General features: G+C 37.5%; 14 protein-coding genes. 6 read left to right on the plus strand and 8 right to left on the minus strand.

Annotated elements, in window-relative coordinates; translation table 11 throughout:
- The first annotated feature begins 222 nt into the window (after positions 1 to 222).
- On the plus strand, positions 223 to 1467 hold the full coding sequence (locus DHW03_RS14460; protein WP_109926526.1) for a metallophosphoesterase: 1245 nt from the start codon (positions 223 to 225) through the stop codon (positions 1465 to 1467).
- 137 nt (positions 1468 to 1604) lie between these two features.
- Here DHW03_RS14460 and DHW03_RS14465 read toward each other — a convergent pair whose 3' ends face one another.
- From DHW03_RS14465 to DHW03_RS14475, 3 genes are all read right to left on the minus strand, one after another.
- A complete protein-coding gene (locus tag DHW03_RS14465) occupies positions 1605 to 2294 on the minus strand; it encodes a response regulator transcription factor (protein ID WP_109926527.1) in 690 nt (229 codons plus the stop codon).
- Positions 2295 to 2369: 75 nt separating this feature from the next.
- Positions 2370 to 4043 carry a sensor histidine kinase gene (locus DHW03_RS14470; protein ID WP_109926528.1) on the minus strand — a complete coding sequence of 558 codons (1674 nt, stop codon included), beginning with the start codon at positions 4041 to 4043 and terminating at the stop codon, positions 2370 to 2372.
- Positions 4044 to 4046: 3 nt separating this feature from the next.
- Complete coding sequence (locus DHW03_RS14475; protein WP_109926529.1) at positions 4047 to 5933, minus strand: S9 family peptidase; 1887 nt, start codon at positions 5931 to 5933, stop codon at positions 4047 to 4049.
- A 223-nt stretch (positions 5934 to 6156) separates the two neighbouring features.
- Between DHW03_RS14475 and DHW03_RS14480 the strand changes: the two genes are divergently transcribed.
- Complete coding sequence (locus DHW03_RS14480; RefSeq protein ID WP_109926530.1) at positions 6157 to 7980, plus strand: tetratricopeptide repeat protein; 1824 nt, start codon at positions 6157 to 6159, stop codon at positions 7978 to 7980.
- A gap of 93 nt (positions 7981 to 8073) precedes the next feature.
- The gene (locus tag DHW03_RS14485) at positions 8074 to 8376 is read left to right on the plus strand and encodes a DUF4286 family protein (protein ID WP_109926531.1); all 303 of its coding nucleotides are present in this window, start codon (positions 8074 to 8076) and stop codon (positions 8374 to 8376) included.
- 7 nt (positions 8377 to 8383) lie between these two features.
- Here DHW03_RS14485 and DHW03_RS14490 read toward each other — a convergent pair whose 3' ends face one another.
- Together DHW03_RS14490 and dtd are read right to left on the minus strand one after the other, a co-directional pair.
- A complete protein-coding gene (locus DHW03_RS14490; RefSeq protein ID WP_109926532.1) occupies positions 8384 to 8710 on the minus strand; it encodes a nucleotide pyrophosphohydrolase in 327 nt (108 codons plus the stop codon).
- Positions 8711 to 8715: 5 nt separating this feature from the next.
- A complete protein-coding gene (gene dtd, locus DHW03_RS14495; RefSeq protein WP_109926533.1) occupies positions 8716 to 9168 on the minus strand; it encodes a D-aminoacyl-tRNA deacylase in 453 nt (150 codons plus the stop codon).
- A gap of 30 nt (positions 9169 to 9198) precedes the next feature.
- Here dtd and DHW03_RS14500 point away from each other — a divergent pair, with 30 nt between their 5' ends.
- Together DHW03_RS14500 and DHW03_RS14505 are read left to right on the plus strand one after the other, a co-directional pair.
- Positions 9199 to 10224: a hypothetical protein gene (locus DHW03_RS14500; RefSeq protein ID WP_133248529.1), complete on the plus strand. Its 1026-nt coding sequence runs from the start codon at positions 9199 to 9201 to the stop codon at positions 10222 to 10224.
- Positions 10190 to 12622, plus strand: coding sequence for a hypothetical protein (locus DHW03_RS14505; protein WP_109926535.1), 2433 nt, complete (start codon positions 10190 to 10192; stop codon positions 12620 to 12622). Before DHW03_RS14500 ends, DHW03_RS14505 begins: the two co-directional genes overlap by 35 nt.
- Positions 12623 to 12624: 2 nt before the next feature.
- Here DHW03_RS14505 and DHW03_RS14510 read toward each other — a convergent pair whose 3' ends face one another.
- From DHW03_RS14510 to DHW03_RS14520, 3 genes are all read right to left on the minus strand, one after another.
- The gene (locus tag DHW03_RS14510; RefSeq protein WP_109926536.1) at positions 12625 to 14211 is read right to left on the minus strand and encodes a DUF1501 domain-containing protein; all 1587 of its coding nucleotides are present in this window, start codon (positions 14209 to 14211) and stop codon (positions 12625 to 12627) included.
- Positions 14208 to 15776 carry a DUF1800 domain-containing protein gene (locus DHW03_RS14515; RefSeq protein WP_109926537.1) on the minus strand — a complete coding sequence of 523 codons (1569 nt, stop codon included), beginning with the start codon at positions 15774 to 15776 and terminating at the stop codon, positions 14208 to 14210. Before DHW03_RS14515 ends, DHW03_RS14510 begins: the two co-directional genes overlap by 4 nt.
- An 83-nt stretch (positions 15777 to 15859) precedes the next feature.
- A complete protein-coding gene (locus DHW03_RS14520; RefSeq protein WP_109926538.1) occupies positions 15860 to 16906 on the minus strand; it encodes a 3-oxoacyl-ACP synthase III family protein in 1047 nt (348 codons plus the stop codon).
- A gap of 124 nt (positions 16907 to 17030) precedes the next feature.
- On the opposite strand from DHW03_RS14520, the gene DHW03_RS14525 reads away from it, so the two are divergent.
- A complete protein-coding gene (locus tag DHW03_RS14525) occupies positions 17031 to 17312 on the plus strand; it encodes an ATP-dependent Clp protease adaptor ClpS (protein WP_109926539.1) in 282 nt (93 codons plus the stop codon).

Below are 17312 nucleotides of genomic sequence, written 5' to 3' on the forward strand. Positions count from 1 at the left end.
AATTTAAGCGATAATTAGTGACTTGCCATGGAAACACAGAAAGCGCAAAATTGTTATGCACAACATCTACCCTATTAACCATCAGGGAAGCCCTAATACTCCGAACTGTCAATCCATGCTCCTCAAATTAAAAATGCTCTCACATACTATTTATCGACCTCAAATACCTAATTTTGGTTCGATAAACATGTCCTATTTGTAAATTAAGAATAACCCGATCATATGGGAAGATTACCCTTCATAATTGTTGCTTGTCTATTTATTATTGCTTTTGATATCTACTGCTTTAAAGCAATTGTTTCGGTGTTCAATAAATGGAAGCCTAAAACAAAAAAAATCTTCGGAATTGTTTATTGGACCTTTAGCTTTTTACTTATCGTTGGTGTATTTGCGGGCATTTACCTAAACCTTTTTCTTACCTTAAGAGCAATCATTTTGGTAGCATTCTTTTTAACGGTTGCGTGCAAAATGGCTATGTTACCATTTTTAGTGTTGGATGATTTAAGGCGATTATTCATTAAGCTTTTTAGAAAAAAAGAAGTTATTAAAGATCAACCAGTTGGTGAATCTGAATCGATTTCGCGTTCAGAATTTTTGGTTAAAGCGGGTTTGGTTGCAGCGGCCGTCCCACTTACATCGTTAAGTTGGGGAATTGTTTCCGGCGCCTATGATTATCAAGTTAGGAGAGTAAACCTTATACTTCCCAATTTGCCAAAAGCCTTTGATGGAATTACACTAGGTCAGATTTCTGATATTCACTCTGGAAGTTTCTATAACAAAACAGCTGTGAAGGGTGGTGTGGATATGCTTCTGGCTGAAAAACCCGATTTTATATTTTTTACGGGCGATTTGGTGAATAACCTAACCAATGAGGTGAGGGATTATCAAGATATTTTTGCGAAAGTTAAAGCACCGCTTGGGGTATATTCTACGCTCGGTAATCACGATTATGGAGATTATTATTATGGCAAAGAATCGTCGCCAGCGAAGGTTAAAAACCTACAAGATATTATCGATGTACACAAGGTGATGGGTTACGATTTATTGATGAATCAAAACCGAAGACTTAAAGTTGATGGTGAGGAAATTGGTATTCTAGGTATCGAAAACTGGGGAATGGGTCGCTTTCCGAAATATGGAAAAATGGAATTGGCAGTTGAAAATACGGATGATTTGCCTGTAAAGTTATTGCTCAGTCACGACCCTTCGCATTGGCGTGGCGAGGTGTTGGAAAAATATCCTCAAATTGATGCGATGTTTAGCGGCCACACCCACGGCATGCAGTTTGGTGTTCGATTAAAAGAATATCAATGGAGCCCAGTTCAATACATCTATAAAGAATGGGCCGGCTTATATCAAGAGCAAAAACAACAACTTTATGTTAACGTAGGATACGGGTTCTTAGGTTATCCAGGAAGGGTTGGCGTATTGCCCGAAATTACGATCTTCACTCTTAAACGCGCTTAAAATTGAGTGATTGAATGACCGAATGATTGAATTTTGAATGATTGAATGACCGAATGATTGAATGACTGGATTTTGAATGGTTAAGAATTTCGCCCCAAACTTTCTGATCCAATCATTCAGTATTGAACTAGCCTACACTAGCCAGCATTAAAGCGATAGCCTACACCACGAACGGTTTGCAAAAGTTGTGGATTATCTGGATTTAATTCAATTTTCTTTCTTAAGCGAACAATGTGCATATCAAGTGTGCGGGTGTTCACATCTGAATTATAGCCCCAAACCACCAACATCAGTTCATCACGGTTAATCACCTTACCCGGATTGCGCAAGAAGTAAAGTAAAATTCGGTTTTCCAATATGGTTAACTCAATCTTTTTGCCTTCTCTAAATAGGGTATGTATGTTTGGATGATGCTCCATATTTCCAAAACGATGTATTTCAGCGGTATCTTTATTTACAATAAATTTAACCTTGCTCTCCAGCATCGCTACCAAAACATCCATATTAAATGGCTTGGTAATGTAATCAGAAGCACCAAAGTTATACGCATCAATTTTATCTACATCCTGAGCTTTTGCAGTCATCATAATCACCAAGTTTTCGAATCCTTGTTTGCGAACACTTTCACAAACATCAGAACCTTGCTTACCCGGTAACATCCAATCTAAGAGCACAATATCTGGCTGATCGGCGATAATCATTCTCTCACCCGCGTCTCCATCATTTGCCTCAAGTACGTTATAACCTTCCGTTTTGAGGCGGTGTGCCACTAAAAAACGTAGGTTCTCATCATCTTCTACAATTAATATTTTTACTTCTTTAGACATTTTGTGTGTTATTAGGGTTGTAACGCTATCATAATGTTTAGGCTTAACGGCTCATCATTTCGATAGTCTAAATTTTTAATTATTATTAATAAGAGGTAGTACAATTTTAAATTCTGTACCCGTACCAACTTTGCTTTTTACTGTGATTTCGCCATCCATAAAGTTAACCAGTTCTTTGCAGAATGCCAAACCTAAGCCTACGCTTCCCATTTGGTTGTATTCGTTCTGGATTCTGAAAAACTTTTTAAATATATTATTTAATTCGCTACTTGCGATGCCAATTCCCTTATCGGTAAAACGGAATACAAGTACACCCTTAATAAGCTTTGCGCTAATGTGGAGCTTCTTATTGGCTGGCTTCGAATACTTATAGGCATTTTCGGCTAGGTTATCAAACAAGCTTCCCAATAACACAGGATCGGTGATAAAGGTTTTAAAACCCACAACTTCATAAGTCATGTTAAAATCTGGATGCTTTAACGTATGAGATTCTACCGTGCTTTCAATAAAATCAACAATATTTACCTCTTCTTGATTAAGCTTAATGGCCTTATTTTCGATTTGGGTAAAGGCAAGCAACTTGTTCATTAGGCCATTTAGTTTATCGGCCTCTTCGTCTAAAATCTTTCCGTAAAGCTGCTGCTCTTTTTGGCTTAGGGATGTGGCACTTTTGATATTATTTCCTGCAATTTTTATTACGCTAACAGGTGTTTTAAACTCATGTGTTAAATTATTTACGAAATCGTATTGGAGCTTAAACATTTTACTATTGATATTTAAATTACGGTAAATTAAGAAAGCAACCAGCAGCAGCACACCATACACTAATAATAACAATAAGGCAATGGGCATAAAGTATATAAAAATTTCTTTTTTGATGTAAGACTTGGAGGAGATGAAATACAGTTTAAAATCAGAAAAAGCACCTGGGAGGGCAATTTCAGTGACTATATTTTCATCTGATGTATCAATCGGATCGTAGGTTAATGGCTCTACTCTAATATTTTGATACAACAAAGGTCTTGTGTTGATGATTTTGATCTTGTTTGGATCGAGCTGAAAAACAAGCATATCTTGTTGATAAATCAAACCCGGTTCCAGATTCCGCTGCAACATTTCTTTATACACCTTTAAATCTTCGCGGCGAGGAATATTCAAATAAGTGATCTTGTTGGACAGTACCACCGAAAAATTGGTAAATAACTCTTCTTGAGTGGGTACCGTAGTGGTGTCGAGCTGATCGAGAAAGCGAACCAACTTAAGCGCCATACTATTAAAGTCATCATCAACCCTAAAAGAACTCGGGCCCAATTCAGAAAAGAGTTTTACAGAATCAGGTTTCACTAATCTACCAAATTGGAAGATTGATTTTGGTCCAATAGATAAGTGCCCAACATTGATACCGTCTCTAACAGGTTTATTTTTAACCTCCGTATCGTAAAATTTCACCCTAGAAACGAAGGGATATTTTAAGGTAATGGTATCTACAAACTTGGAAGCTGTAGCAGAATCAAGAAAGCCGTTATAGTACGATATTTCGGGCATTTTATTTTGAAAAAAATCATTGTAGGGCTTAATGCTTTCTTCCAAAACATTCACCTTCTCTGATACAAATTCATTTTCGATAGATTTCTTGCTGAAGTTGAAAGCGAGGAATAAAGAAAGGATAAACAGAATTGATATTAAAGAGATGAAAATTACGCCGAGCGAGAAATTTTTACGATAACCACTTTTTTTATCTAAGGCCATAACCTATTTCTTGCTTAGGTTTTGTTGCAAAAATTCTTCAAGAGCTTTGTAGAGTGCCGTTCTGCCTTGTTGGCGCATTACAGGATTCGGGCCTTCTTCTTTTTCGATATACGTTACAGGCACATTGCGTTTCTTTAACTCTTTTATAAATTGAACCCCTTCGGCAACGTTTACACGTGGATCTTTCGGGTTTTGAGCAATAAAAAGAGGTGTTTTAAATCGATCGGCATGAAAAACAGGAGAGGCAAAACGCATGTAATCCGTATCGGTAATGGGATTGCCTACAATTTCATAATACATCTGCAAATTCGACTTAAGGAAAGGAGGAATGGTTTTTAAGTAACTAAATAAATTAATTACTCCTGAATTTGATCCTCCACAACTATAAATATCGGGATTTTTATACAAACAATTTAAGGCAATATAACCGCCAAAGCCTGTACCATAAATGGCAACTTTTTTCGGATTGGCAATTTTTTTGGCGATTAACCATTTAACACCATCATTTACATCTTCTTGAATTTTATCACTCCATTGTTTAAAACCCGCAGCATAAAAGGTTTTTCCATAACCTGTAGATCCTCTGTAGTTTACTTGAAGCACAGCATATCCCCTATTCGCCAAAAATTGTACCTCGGCATTATAGCCCCAAGTGTTTCTCAAACCCGGCCCATTGTGTGGCATAACCACTACTGGTAAGTTGGTGGCCTTCTTGCTTTTAGGCAATGTTAAATAGCCATTAATGGTTATCCCATCAGCAGTTTTATAACTAATGGGTTTCATTTCGCTCATGTCTTCTTCTTTGATAGAAGAGTTAATATCTATGAGTTTTTTTAGCTTATTTTCTTTAGCGGTATATAAATAATAAGAACCCGGATTTTTATCCGTAAAGGTTCTAACAATGAACACATTATCATCTTTATCCTTATCCATTATGCGCCACTCGGTGCGTGGCAGAAGTTGGTCAATTTTGGAATAAGCCACCCGTGTGCTATCATCAAGATAGAATTTTTCTTTCTTCCAAGTTTCGCAGGTTACAAAAATCATTTTCTTTTTCGTGCGAGAATACTTAGCATCAACCACGTTTAAAGTATCATTGCCAAATAAAACCTGCTTTTCTTTTCCGGTTTTTAAATCGAGTGCCACTAAAGCATTTTTATCTCGATTAACATTGGAAATTGCATAAAGCACATTTTCCTCCCCTTCTGAAAAGGCAATGGGCTGCAGCGTGGTTTCAAAATTATTGGTGATTACGGGCTTAAACGGCTGACTTTCATTTTCGCGATACATCAGCGTTTCGTTTACGCCATCACTGCTAACCGCGATTTTTAACACGCCCTTATTGTCGGTCATCCATTCAGTAACATTACCCGGGTTTTTGGCCGCAATATCCATCTTGCCGTTTCGCACGTTTAATCTATAAACATCAAATACGGTAGAATCTCGCTTATTAGATGCAACAATAATATACTGATCGTCAATTAATTGATCTTCAATAACGCGAACTCTGGTTTTTTCATTCGAACTTAATTGAATTTGTTTTGAGCCATCTTTATTGATCACGAACAAATCTGATTTTCGCTCTTTTGATTCATCTTCGGTATAATAAACAAGTTCGTTATTGCTTGTCCAAAAGTAAAAACTAATGCTTTTTTCACTCAAATGGGTAAGCTGAACAATCTGTCCAGAAGCCAAATCTTCGACAAATAAATCGAGTTTTTTATCTTGAAGTTTAAGGTACGACAAACTTTTTCCGTCAGGAGAAATGCGATAGTATGCCTTGTCCTGTATCTTGAAAAAATCATCAACAGGTATAGTTTTTCCATCATTATTACCTTTACAAGCAACAATTAAGGCAATTAAAAACAATACGATAATTCTTCTCAACATAAACAGTTTCCTCACGGGAAAACAAAAATAAGTATCCCAATTACTTTTACAACGATATACACCAACAATGTTACTTATTCATACAAGTTGTGGTTCAATTTAGTATTTAAAACATACACACAAAATAAAATACAGGTAACATTTAAAATACTTTTTGTTTACTCTTTGCTGCTTAGGATAAACGTTATTAAAATTTTACATTAAAATCTCTTAATTTAGGGTTATGAAGCGTGTGTTTATTTTCGTGTTGTTATTTGTTTGCCTAGGTGCGAAAGGCCAAGTTTTTCGCCCCAACCAGCAAATAGGAAATGATGAAGGCGCTCTTGCTGTTCAGTACTATCAAGACGGCGATTTTGAGAAAGCTTCGATTCTTTTAGAAAAGCTGTTGTCGAACCCTGCAAATGAGGGTTATTTTGATTTATATTTCAACACTTTGCTGAAATTAAAAAAATACGATGTTGCCGAAAAGATGGTTAAAAAGCAAATGAGGCAAGCGCCACAAAGTGAGGTTTATCCAATTGCCTTAGGCAAACTCTATCAAGAAAAAGGCGATATTCAAAATGCAAACAAAATTTTTAATGAGGTAATTGCCAAGCTCCCAAAAGATGAATTTAAAATCAGAATGTTGGCGAATGGTTTTTACCGTTTTGAAAATTACGATTTAGCTGTACAAACCTTCAAGCAGGGCAGAAAATTATTAAATAACGAACAGCTTTTTGCTTTCGAACTGTTGAACATCTATCGCTTTAAAAAGGATAAACCCATGCTTATGCAAGAGTACTTGGATGTGCTCGATTCTATGCCGCAAATGTTGCCACAAGCAGAGGCGGTACTTTCCAATATTTTCGAAGATAAAACGGATTACCAAACCTTTCAAGCCGGCATTTTAAAGAAGATGCAAAAACAGCCTGATGCAGAAATTTACGTTCAGCTTTTAACTTGGAACTACATTCAACAACAAGAATATGATATGGCTTTGCGCCAGTTAATTGCTTTTGATAAACGTACAAAAGCCGATGGATCTACCCTTTTTAATGCCATTTATATTTTTGTGGACAATGGCGCTTACGAAACAGCAATTAAAGCTTACGATTACCTTCAAACCAAGGGCAAGGATAATCCATATTATTTACCTTCCAAGATTGAGTCGCTTAATACCAAATACGCCATACAAACCAAAGGCAAATACAACCTTGCTGATCTGGATTTGCTGGCTAAAGATTATCAGTTGTTGATTGATGAAAATGGTAAAAATAAGAATACCTTATTTGCCATTAAAAAACTAGCAAATTTACATGCATACTATTTAAATCAACCCGCTAAAGCAGAAAAGGGACTAGAAGAAGGCTTGCAAATTCCTGGTGTAAACGCGCAAGATATTGGTCAGCTCAAGTTGGATTTGGGCGACATTTATATTTTGACCAACCAACCTTGGGAGGCATTTTTACTTTATGAGCAAGTGAGCAAGCAGTTTGAGGGCCAGCCAATTGGACACGAAGCCCAATTTAGAAGCGCAAAACTTTCTTTCTATCAAGGTAATTTTGAATATAGCAACGGGCAATGTTTGGTTTTGAAAGCGGCTACTTCTCAGCTCATTGCCAACGATGCACTAAATTTAAGCTTATTAATTACGGATAATATCCAAACGCCAGCCGATAGCAATGCCCTAAAAATGTATGCAGATGCAGAGATGCTCTTGTTTAGAAATCTTCCTTTACAGGCCGTAAAAAAAATGGATAGCATTGCAATTGCCTATCCTCAAAATAGCCTTAGCGATGCGATTATGATGAGCAAGGCAAAAATTTTCATCAATTCGGGCGATTATCAAAAGGCTTCAGAAATGTTAAAAAAAATAGCTGAAGATTTTAAAGATGGTATTTTTACCGATGATGCACTTTTTACCTTGGCAGATTTATACGAGAAAAAACTAAACGATGTTGCCCAAGCGAAAATCTATTTCCAAAAGCTTATTACAGATTATCCGGGAAGTATGTTTACTGCCGAAGCAAGGAAAAGATTTAGAAATTTGAGAGGCGATGGGGTTTAAAGGATTGTAAAAGCTAACACTAATCGCTTTTTTAAAAGGGATAAGCAGGTTAATCAGCCAACCAAGTTTATCCTTTTTCCTTATCTTTGCCTCATGCTTTTATACAACGTAACCTTAATATTAGAAGATTCCGCAGCTGAAGAGTGGTTGCAATGGATGCAAGAAGTTCACATCCCTGAAGTGATGGCAACAGGCATGTTCGTATCTAACCGATTATTAAAAGTTATAGATTCGCCAAATGAAGGGGTTACGTATTGTGCACAATATGTAGCTGAAAGCCTAGAAAATTATAATCATTATCAAACCACTTACGCACCAGCCTTACAAGAAGATTTAAACGCCAGATTTAAAAACCGCTTTGTAGCCTACCGTACTTTAATGGAATTTGTGGGTTAAAATCAAATTATTTTAATTTTTCATTGTTCTTATGCCTATCCGCATCGCGGATGCTTTTCTTAATCAGATTCTTTTCTAAAGCATCTGTTAAATTAATGCCCGTTTGGTTGGCAAGGCAAATGAGTACAAACATTACATCAGCCATTTCATCGGCTAAGTTCACATCTTCATCGCTTTTTTTGAAAGATTGCTCGCCATACTTCCTAGCCATAATGCGGGCTACTTCGCCAACTTCTTCCATTAAAATGGCAGTATTGGTCAATTCGTTAAAATAACGTATTCCGGTGGTTTTTATCCATCGATCTACCGTTTCTTGAGCTTCGTTTATCGTCATTATATCTATTCTTTATTCTTGGTATCGATTACAATGGTAACTGGCCCATCGTTTAACAAACTAATTTTCATATCTGCCCCGAAAATGCCTGTTGAAATGTTTTTCCCAAGCAATGCAGATAGTTTTTCAATCATTTTTTCATAAAGTGGGATGGCCACATTAGGTTTGGCAGCTTTGGTAAAACTAGGTCTATTTCCTTTTTTAGTGGCTGCAAATAAAGTAAACTGACTAATTAAAAGAATGTCGCCGTTTACGTCGGCTAGGGCTTTGTTCATCATGCCGTTATCGTCGTTAAATATGCGCATCCCAACAATTTTCTGCGCAAGCCAATCTAAATCTTCTTGTGTATCAGCATCTTCTATACCTAAAAGCACTAAAAATCCCGTGTTTATTGCGCCTGTTGCTGTACCATCTACCACGCAACTTGCTTGTGTAACTCTTTGTAAAACTGCTCGCATTTTATGCTACTTTTGATGAATTAAATTGGTATGCACAAGATAGGTATTTTAATAATTTCTGCATTTTTCTTTCTCTCCTGTAGGCAGAAAATGCCCGTTAACCCAACTTTCTATTTTTGGAGAACCGATTATCAAAATAAAAAAGAAGAAACGAAATATCTTACTCAGTTCAAATCGAAATCTTTATATGTACGCATTATGGATGTAGATTTTAACCCCGATGTACAACAGGCTGTTCCGGTTTCGCCCATTAAGTTTTCTGATCCCCTACCTGAAAACATTAACCTAGTTCCCGTTGTGTTTTTGGTAAACAGCGTATTCAATCAGCTCGATTCCCAACAAGTTGATTTGCTGGCAAAACGGGTTGCAAATTTTGTTGATGCAAAGGTTAAACAAGCTGGAAAGCAAAACTTTACCGAACTACAGATAGATTGCGATTGGACGAAATCAACTAAAAATCAATATTTCAATTTCTTAAAATTATTACAAGCCAATCCGGTGTTAACAAACAAAACCATTTCGGTTACTTTACGATTACATCAGGTAAAAAACATCATCTCAAGCGGAATTCCTCCAGTTAAAAAAGCCCTGCTCATGTGTTACAACATGGGTAATTTAAGAAAATACGGACAACAAAATTCTATTTTAGATCAACATGAAATGGAAATTTACTTGAAAGATTATTTGGCGCAGTACCCGCTGAAATTAGATGTTGCCTTGCCCATTTTTGAGTGGGCAGTAGTTTTTAGAAATCAACAGTACGTAGGGATTTCTAAGCGTTTGAGTAAGAAAATTTTACTGGACAAAAAACTTTTCAGACAAAAAGGAAATTCCATTTTATATGATTTGCTAATGGATTATCCTGAAGCTGGATTGAGGAAAGGCGATGTTGTTCGATGGGAAGAAATTTCATCAGAAAGTTTACTTGCAACATCCAATTTTTTATCCCGATATTTAAAGCCAGAAGAACGAAATCTCGTATTCTATCATCTCGACACCGACCTTTTAAAACATTTTACCAATGAAGACTTTGAAAAAATTATCGCTAATTTTTAGCGTTTTTTTACTTACATTTTTTGGCGAAATCGCCGTTAATTTAGCCTGTGGTGGAGAGGTAGATCCTTATGATTACTACATTTCTTATTTTCATAATAACGTTCAAGGTGATGAATATCTATCTTTTGCTTATAATCAAATGCAATATTTGAACAGCGAGGAAGAGATAGCAGACGAAACACAGATCAACAGTAAAGAATGGGCAAAATATTTAGACGTTAAAGCAGAAGACGTTCATAAAGTAATGTATGAAACCGATAGCGCAACCGGCGCTAGGTTGGCCAATTATACAGGTAAAATGGCTGAACTGCCTGATAGTTTGCAAAAAAACACATTTGTTGAACGTTTGAGTAAACAAAAAAATGCCTTAAAGTATTATCTTTTTGCAAAAAGCTGCGAACCTTATGCAAATGTAAATTTCGACTTTTGGGATCCTAAACCTCGTGATACGGCCGCCATGGCGCTTAAAGCAAAAGAGGCTGTGGCTTTGGCAGAATCAGAAGAAGATACTTTCCTTAAACTCCGTTATGGCTATCAGGCTCAGCGCATGTTTCATTACGCAGGTTTGCACAGCGAAAGCAAAACCACCTACGAACAATTTATAGATAAAAGCAAAGAAAAAAGTGCCGTTAAAGGGTGGGCATTGGCCTTATATGCAGGGTCAATACGCAGGTTAGGCAACCCAAAACAATCTGCCTTTCTTTTTTCTAAAGTTTTTGCACAAAGCCCAGAAAGGAGAATCCAAGCTTATAAGAATTTTAATTACAACAGTGCATCCGTTGTTGAAATATTGAAATATGCTAAATCGAATGAGGAAAGAGCAAACATCTGGGCCATAGGTGGTTTCGGAAATCCAGAACCGAATATAGAAAGTTTGAATAAAGTTTATCAATATGAGCCCAAAAGTTTACTAAATGGCGCCCTATTGGTTAGGGAAATTAACAAACTGGAACAGGCTTTTATCAAGGACCAGGATATAGCGCGAATTACCTATAGCTACTATCCTACCGATCGCGAAAACCCAAAATATCAAGATAGCGTTAAAAATGTAAACCAGCTGTATTTGAATGGTATCAAAAATTTTGCCTTGAAACTTGCCGCAGAAAAAAAATACCCACAGCCAGAACTTGGCATTCTTACAGCGGCTTATTTATCATGGTTGGAGAATAACGACTTACAAGCCTCAAATTATCTAGGAAGCTTAAATCCAGATAAACTGCCTGAAAGACTTCGCGATCAATACCGAATAACCGATCTTTTAATCAAAGCCAAGAACATCAAAAAAGGAAACCCTTTTAACGAAAATGATTTGTTAGCCACGCTAAAATGGCTCGATGAAAAACGATTTGCAGAAAACAACAATCCGTCATACGGATGGGCAAGCGCAGACAACAGATTTAGCCGGACAACCAGAAATTTCTATCAACAAATACTTGCGCCTGCTTACCTCAAACTTGGAGATACGGCTAAAGCAGCCCTTGCGATGGTTAAAGGCGATCTAAAATCCAAAACGCTAAAAGAAAATTCTTTATTTCAGAATATGAGCTACCAAACCAGCGCATTTTGGCAAAAATATTTAACACCTAAAAGCATGCAAGGCTTAGCGGTATATAAAACCAAAACCGCGGGAGATGATGTTACAAGTTTATTGGCAAAAGCCTTAAACCAGCTTAAAAATGATGATTTTTACGAGCTTTACGGCACCACTTATTTACGAACGCATCAATACGATAAAGCCGTTCAAATGTTTGCTAAAGTATCTGCCCAGTATCAATTTTTCAACCCAGAAAATTGGTATGCTTCAGAAGGCAATTCTAAAATTTATGCCAATCCATTTCTGCAAACCATAAATGATTACCCTAAGCAATATGTTAGCGCAAAAGCAGCGATCACGAAAAAATCTTTTGCTATTGAAATGCTTCGGTTGCAGCGCTTAATTACGAGCGATGGCAAGAATGCTGCGTTATATTATTACCAGATGGCAAATGCGGTTTATCAAACAGGCTATTTTGGTAGCAGCTGGTTTTTAATTAGTTACGATTGGTCTTCATATGATAATAGCAATCCGCCAAAATACGGCTACGATGTTGATTATAAAAAAGCGGAAACTGCAAAAGCTTGGTATTTAAAGGCGAGAGCATTAAGCACCAATGCAGATTTTAAAGCAAAATGCACCTTCATGCTTGCAAAATGTTTGCAAAAGCAAATCATTATGAACACTAGATTTGTATCCTTTGGATATTATGATCGGGATGATGTGAAGTATAAAAATTTTATTCGCGCCAATTACAACAACCCTTATTTTATAGAACTGAAATTGAAATATAGTAAAACGCCTTTCTATCAAACTGCATCAAGCGCTTGCAGTTATTTGGGAGATTTTATAGCAGGTAAATAAAGTTAAGATACAATAAGCATGTTTCTAACTTGCTGTAGTTCTTCATTTTGAAGGCGGGCATAATATACCCCAGGCCCATAATTTTGGTTTTCGAAATTGATGCTGTAATTTCCTTCGGCTTTTACGGCATCAACAACGGTTGCCATTAATCTGCCCATGGTGTTAAAAACCTGAATTAAAACATGACCACCTTTTGATGCATATTTAATTGTGGTGGTGGTTGTAAAAGGATTTGGATAATTCGTAATTAAAGATTCGCCGCTTAAATGGTTGGCTTGGGCCAAACTTGTTGACATGCAGTTTGTGCTTGCTTGAATAATGGGTAAAGATTGAAAATCTTTAAGCATCACACTCGATAGGGTTGCCTTATCTACACAGAACCATTTTTCAAGTAGCGTAGCATACACCGATCTAAAATCGTACTGCATTGGGATGTTATCGTTAACCGAAGTTGTTGCGCTAATGGTGGGGTTTTTCCCTAATACCCCTCCTTGAATGGCATCACCAAAAACAATAAGTGGGGCAGCAGCGCCATGATCGGTTCCGTTGCTGGCATTGGATTTTATTCTTCTCCCAAATTCTGAGAAGGTCATTCCGGCCACCCGTTTTGAAGCGCCCAAAGTTTTTAAATCATCCATAAAGGCTTTAATTGCATCGCTTACCTTTTGCAATAATACGGCATGTGTTCCTGTTTCTGTCGACCCAGTATTCACTTGCGAAGCATGGGTATCAAAAGAACCAATATTAACCATATACAATCTGGTTTTTAAGCCACCTGCAACCAATCTAGCGACAACCTTTAGCTGATCTGCTAAGGAGTTGTTGCTGGGATAGGTGCCCTGTTTGGTTATTTTTCCAGCAGCTGTTTTAATTACCGAAGAATATTGTTGCGTTTGTTGTGCTACCTGCCTTACGTAGGTTAATTCTTTCCCCGCGTTCGTATTGGGTGCCGGAGATTGAATTCCGTTGATTAGATTATAAAAATTAACAGGATCGGATATGGCCATACCCATATTTACCGATGGGCCTTGAAAGGCTGGCGAAATAAAAGAACCGATTTGAATGGCCAATGGATCGGGCATTACCGCATTTGGATACCCGATTGGAAAGTTTGTATATTCTTGTGCTAAGTACCTACCTGCCCAACCACTATTAACCACTTGATCTGATTCTGATGCCGAAAGCCAAATGTCTGTCGCCCTGAAATGGCTGAAATTTGGTTGAGGATAGCCCACGGATTGAATAACTTGAACCTTTCCATCATCATACAAGCCCGCTAAGCCAGACATGGCGGGGTGAATCCCGGTGTTGAAACCGGTAAGTTTTATGATTTTATTTTTCGGAAGGATGATATTTGGCCGAGCAATGGTTAAATTATCGTATTGATCTAAAGGCAGAATCATGTTTAATCCATCATTGCCGCCATTTAATTGGATGATAACCAAAACATGGTCGGTTTCTTGGTTGGCTGCGGTAATGGCAGAAAGTAAACTTGAAGCCCCAAATGCTTTAAGCGAAAAGCCACCTATCAAAGATGGAATTAAAACGCCTGCCGGCATCGCTTTCGTGATAAAATCCCTTCTTTTCATGAGAGTTGATATTCTTCAAGGTTCATGATGTACTTATAAAATTCCTGTAAACGCGTTAAAACAATTGTTGTTTTCATCGTCGTTGGTGCGGCTTTGTAATCGAGCCAAGCGGTAGTCCAATAACTATCCGTTACTTGGTTACTCAAAAGAATGCTTTTTAAAAAGGCTCTTACCTCTGGACTTACGTCTATCGTATATAAATGGGTTAATGCTTCATCCACCAAAATATTTGGATCTTCGGGTTTACTAAATTTAGATGTGTATGCAATGGCATCAATCACAATCTTTTTACCATTACGCGTATAACCTGTGCTGATAAATCGATCGGTAAAAATGTTTCTTTTAGGTAAAGTATCTGAGTTGATCCAGAGTTCGTAAAATTGAGGGATTTGATAATAGGCTGGCCAACCGGAAACATTTGGCGGATCGGCTAGGTTTTGTTGCAGATTGGAAGCGGTGCTTCGCAAATAATCCCACATGTAATAGGCATTTACATAATCCGCAGCATCGGGGAAAACAATCTCAAACTCTTTCGCCAAGCCCACTACAAAATCTATTGGGGCTTTAATGTTACACGACCTATTCTGTGCTAAAAAGAAATGACTGCTGGTGAGTAAAGCTTTAAGTACAGGCTTTATTTCATAGTTATTGCTTCTAAAAATATCGGCTAATGGACTGATGATGTTTGCTTCAATATCGGCTGTAATATCATAATAAACAAAAAATCGGTAAAGTCTTCTACAGATGTATTTACTCAACTCTGCTTGTGCAAAGAGCATATCCAGCAAATCATCAAGCTCTTTAGCTCCATCTACGCCTGTTCTGCCTTTAATTAATTTATTGCTGTAGAAAGCTGAAAATTGTTTATCGGCAACATCATGTCTCGTGGGATCGAACACCGACGTAATTGCAATAGAATCAATTTTATACCCGGTCAACAATCTTGCCGCAGCTTTTACATCAGCTTCTGTATATTTAGAATCGGAGCCCTTGCCCATAGTAAAAAGTTCTTGCAACTCTCTCCCATAATTTTCGTCGGGGGCAGATTTGGTACTTGCATATCCATTTAGATATTTTAGCATAGCAGGATCTATCGTTACCTGCTTAACTAATGTTTTAAAGTTGCCTAAGGCGAAACTCCTGAGTAAATTATTGTGCTTATAAATGTATCGGGCATCATCAACCGTATCAGCTTCAATAGAAAAATGATTGTGCCAAAAAAGCGTCATTTTCTCGGTAATGGAAATGGGTTGAGCCAACATTTGCCCCACCCACCAAGCTTTAAACGAAGTTACCCGACGACTGTTTGCTGTGCCATCTGTATAAACCGCATTCACCCAAGTTTGGCCCGCAGGCACATTCGCATCGGTATAGCCAGTATCGTTGTAGTTATTAATTGGTGGGTTTGGGAGCGGAAGATCTTTAAGCAGTAAATCGACAGCCTGAGTTACAGACTGCCCGATAAGACTACTGATATCACTTCTTTTTGCGCCAAATAGAGTACGTTTAAGGAGGTGATTTATTTCTTTTGTTCCAAAATTGCCTGAGTAAATCTCTATTGCCATATAATCCTTTGTAACAGAAATAAAACTAAGGATTAAATTACTGATTTTCAGTTATGTTGCAATATATTTTTAATAAATTTTATTTACCATCTAATTAGCGCGCTTCCCCACGTAAATCCAGATCCAAATGCGGCTAAACACACTAAATCGCCATCTTTAATCTTTCCGGCTTCCCATGCTTCGCAAAGTGCGATAGGCACTGATGCAGCCGTAGTGTTGCCATACTTTTGAATATTATTGAAAACCTGATCGTCATTTAAGCCCAAAAGCTGCTGTACGTATTGGCTTATGCGCAAATTGGCTTGGTGGGGCACGAGCAAATCAATATCCTTTTCTGTTAAATGATTGGCGGCAAGCGCTTCCTTAATTACTTCGGGGAACTTAACCACTGCCTTCTTAAAAACAGAGGGCCCATCCATGTAGGGTAAAATGGCGGTACTTTCTGCAATTTCTTTGGACATAAATAATCCACCCAATTCTTGGTCGGGAAAAGCGGGTTTATCTTTCATCCATTTATTGGCATGAGAACCCGGGTAATACATGGCCAAAATTTCTGCATCTGCACCATCACTGTGTAGGTGGGTACTTAAAATTCCCTTTCCAGGCTCGTTGGTTGGTTGAAGGACTACTGCACCTGCGCCATCGCCAAAAATTACCGATACGTTTCTGCTTCGGGTTGCAAAATCCATTGCGAAAGAATGTTTTTCGCTACCCACTACCAAAACATTTTTGTACATCCCTGTTTTTACAAATTGATCGGCAACCGAAAGTGCATATACAAAACCAGAGCATTGGTTACGAATATCCAGGGCGCCAATCTCGCCCATGCCCATTTCGCGTTGCAATAACACCCCACATCCTGGAAAGTAATAATCTGGACTTAAAGTGGCAAAAACAATAAAATCCACATCTTTTACCGTAATTCCAGCTCTTTCTATGGCAATTTTTGCGGCCTCGATGCCCATAGTAGTTGTGGTTTCTTCATAACGATCGGCAAACCGACGTTCTTGAATTCCAGTGCGTTCTTGGATCCACTCATCGCTGGTTTCCATAAAACGACTTAAATCTTGGTTAGTATATACATTTTTCGGAACGTAATATCCAATTCCGGCAATTTTAGATTGATGCATTCTTACGATTTATAATTGGTTACACGAAGTTAATCATTTATTGGCTAAGCTATTATTATTCCCTTACAAACAAAATCTTGAGGGGCAATACAAAATACTTGATACTAATGTTTATTTTTGCGGCATGTCAACAGAAACCAAAGAAGAGACCTTTACGCTCGAAGAAATTTTAACTTCCCTAAAAACCGTACATCGCCTTATTTTGTGGAATGATGATATCAATACTTTCGATCATGTAATTTACTGCATGATGAAGTATTTAGATTATAACGAATCTCAAGCAGAAAAAATTGCCTGGAAAGTGCATAATGACGGGAAATGTCCTGTACTTGAAGGATCTTTTACCGAAATGGAGGTTTACCGTAAAATATTGCAGCAAGAAGGATTAACCGTTACGGTTGATTAA

Origin of the sequence: Pedobacter yonginensis, from assembly GCF_003173595.1 — a bacterium.
Taxonomy (GTDB): Bacteria; Bacteroidota; Bacteroidia; order Sphingobacteriales; family Sphingobacteriaceae; genus Pedobacter; species Pedobacter yonginense.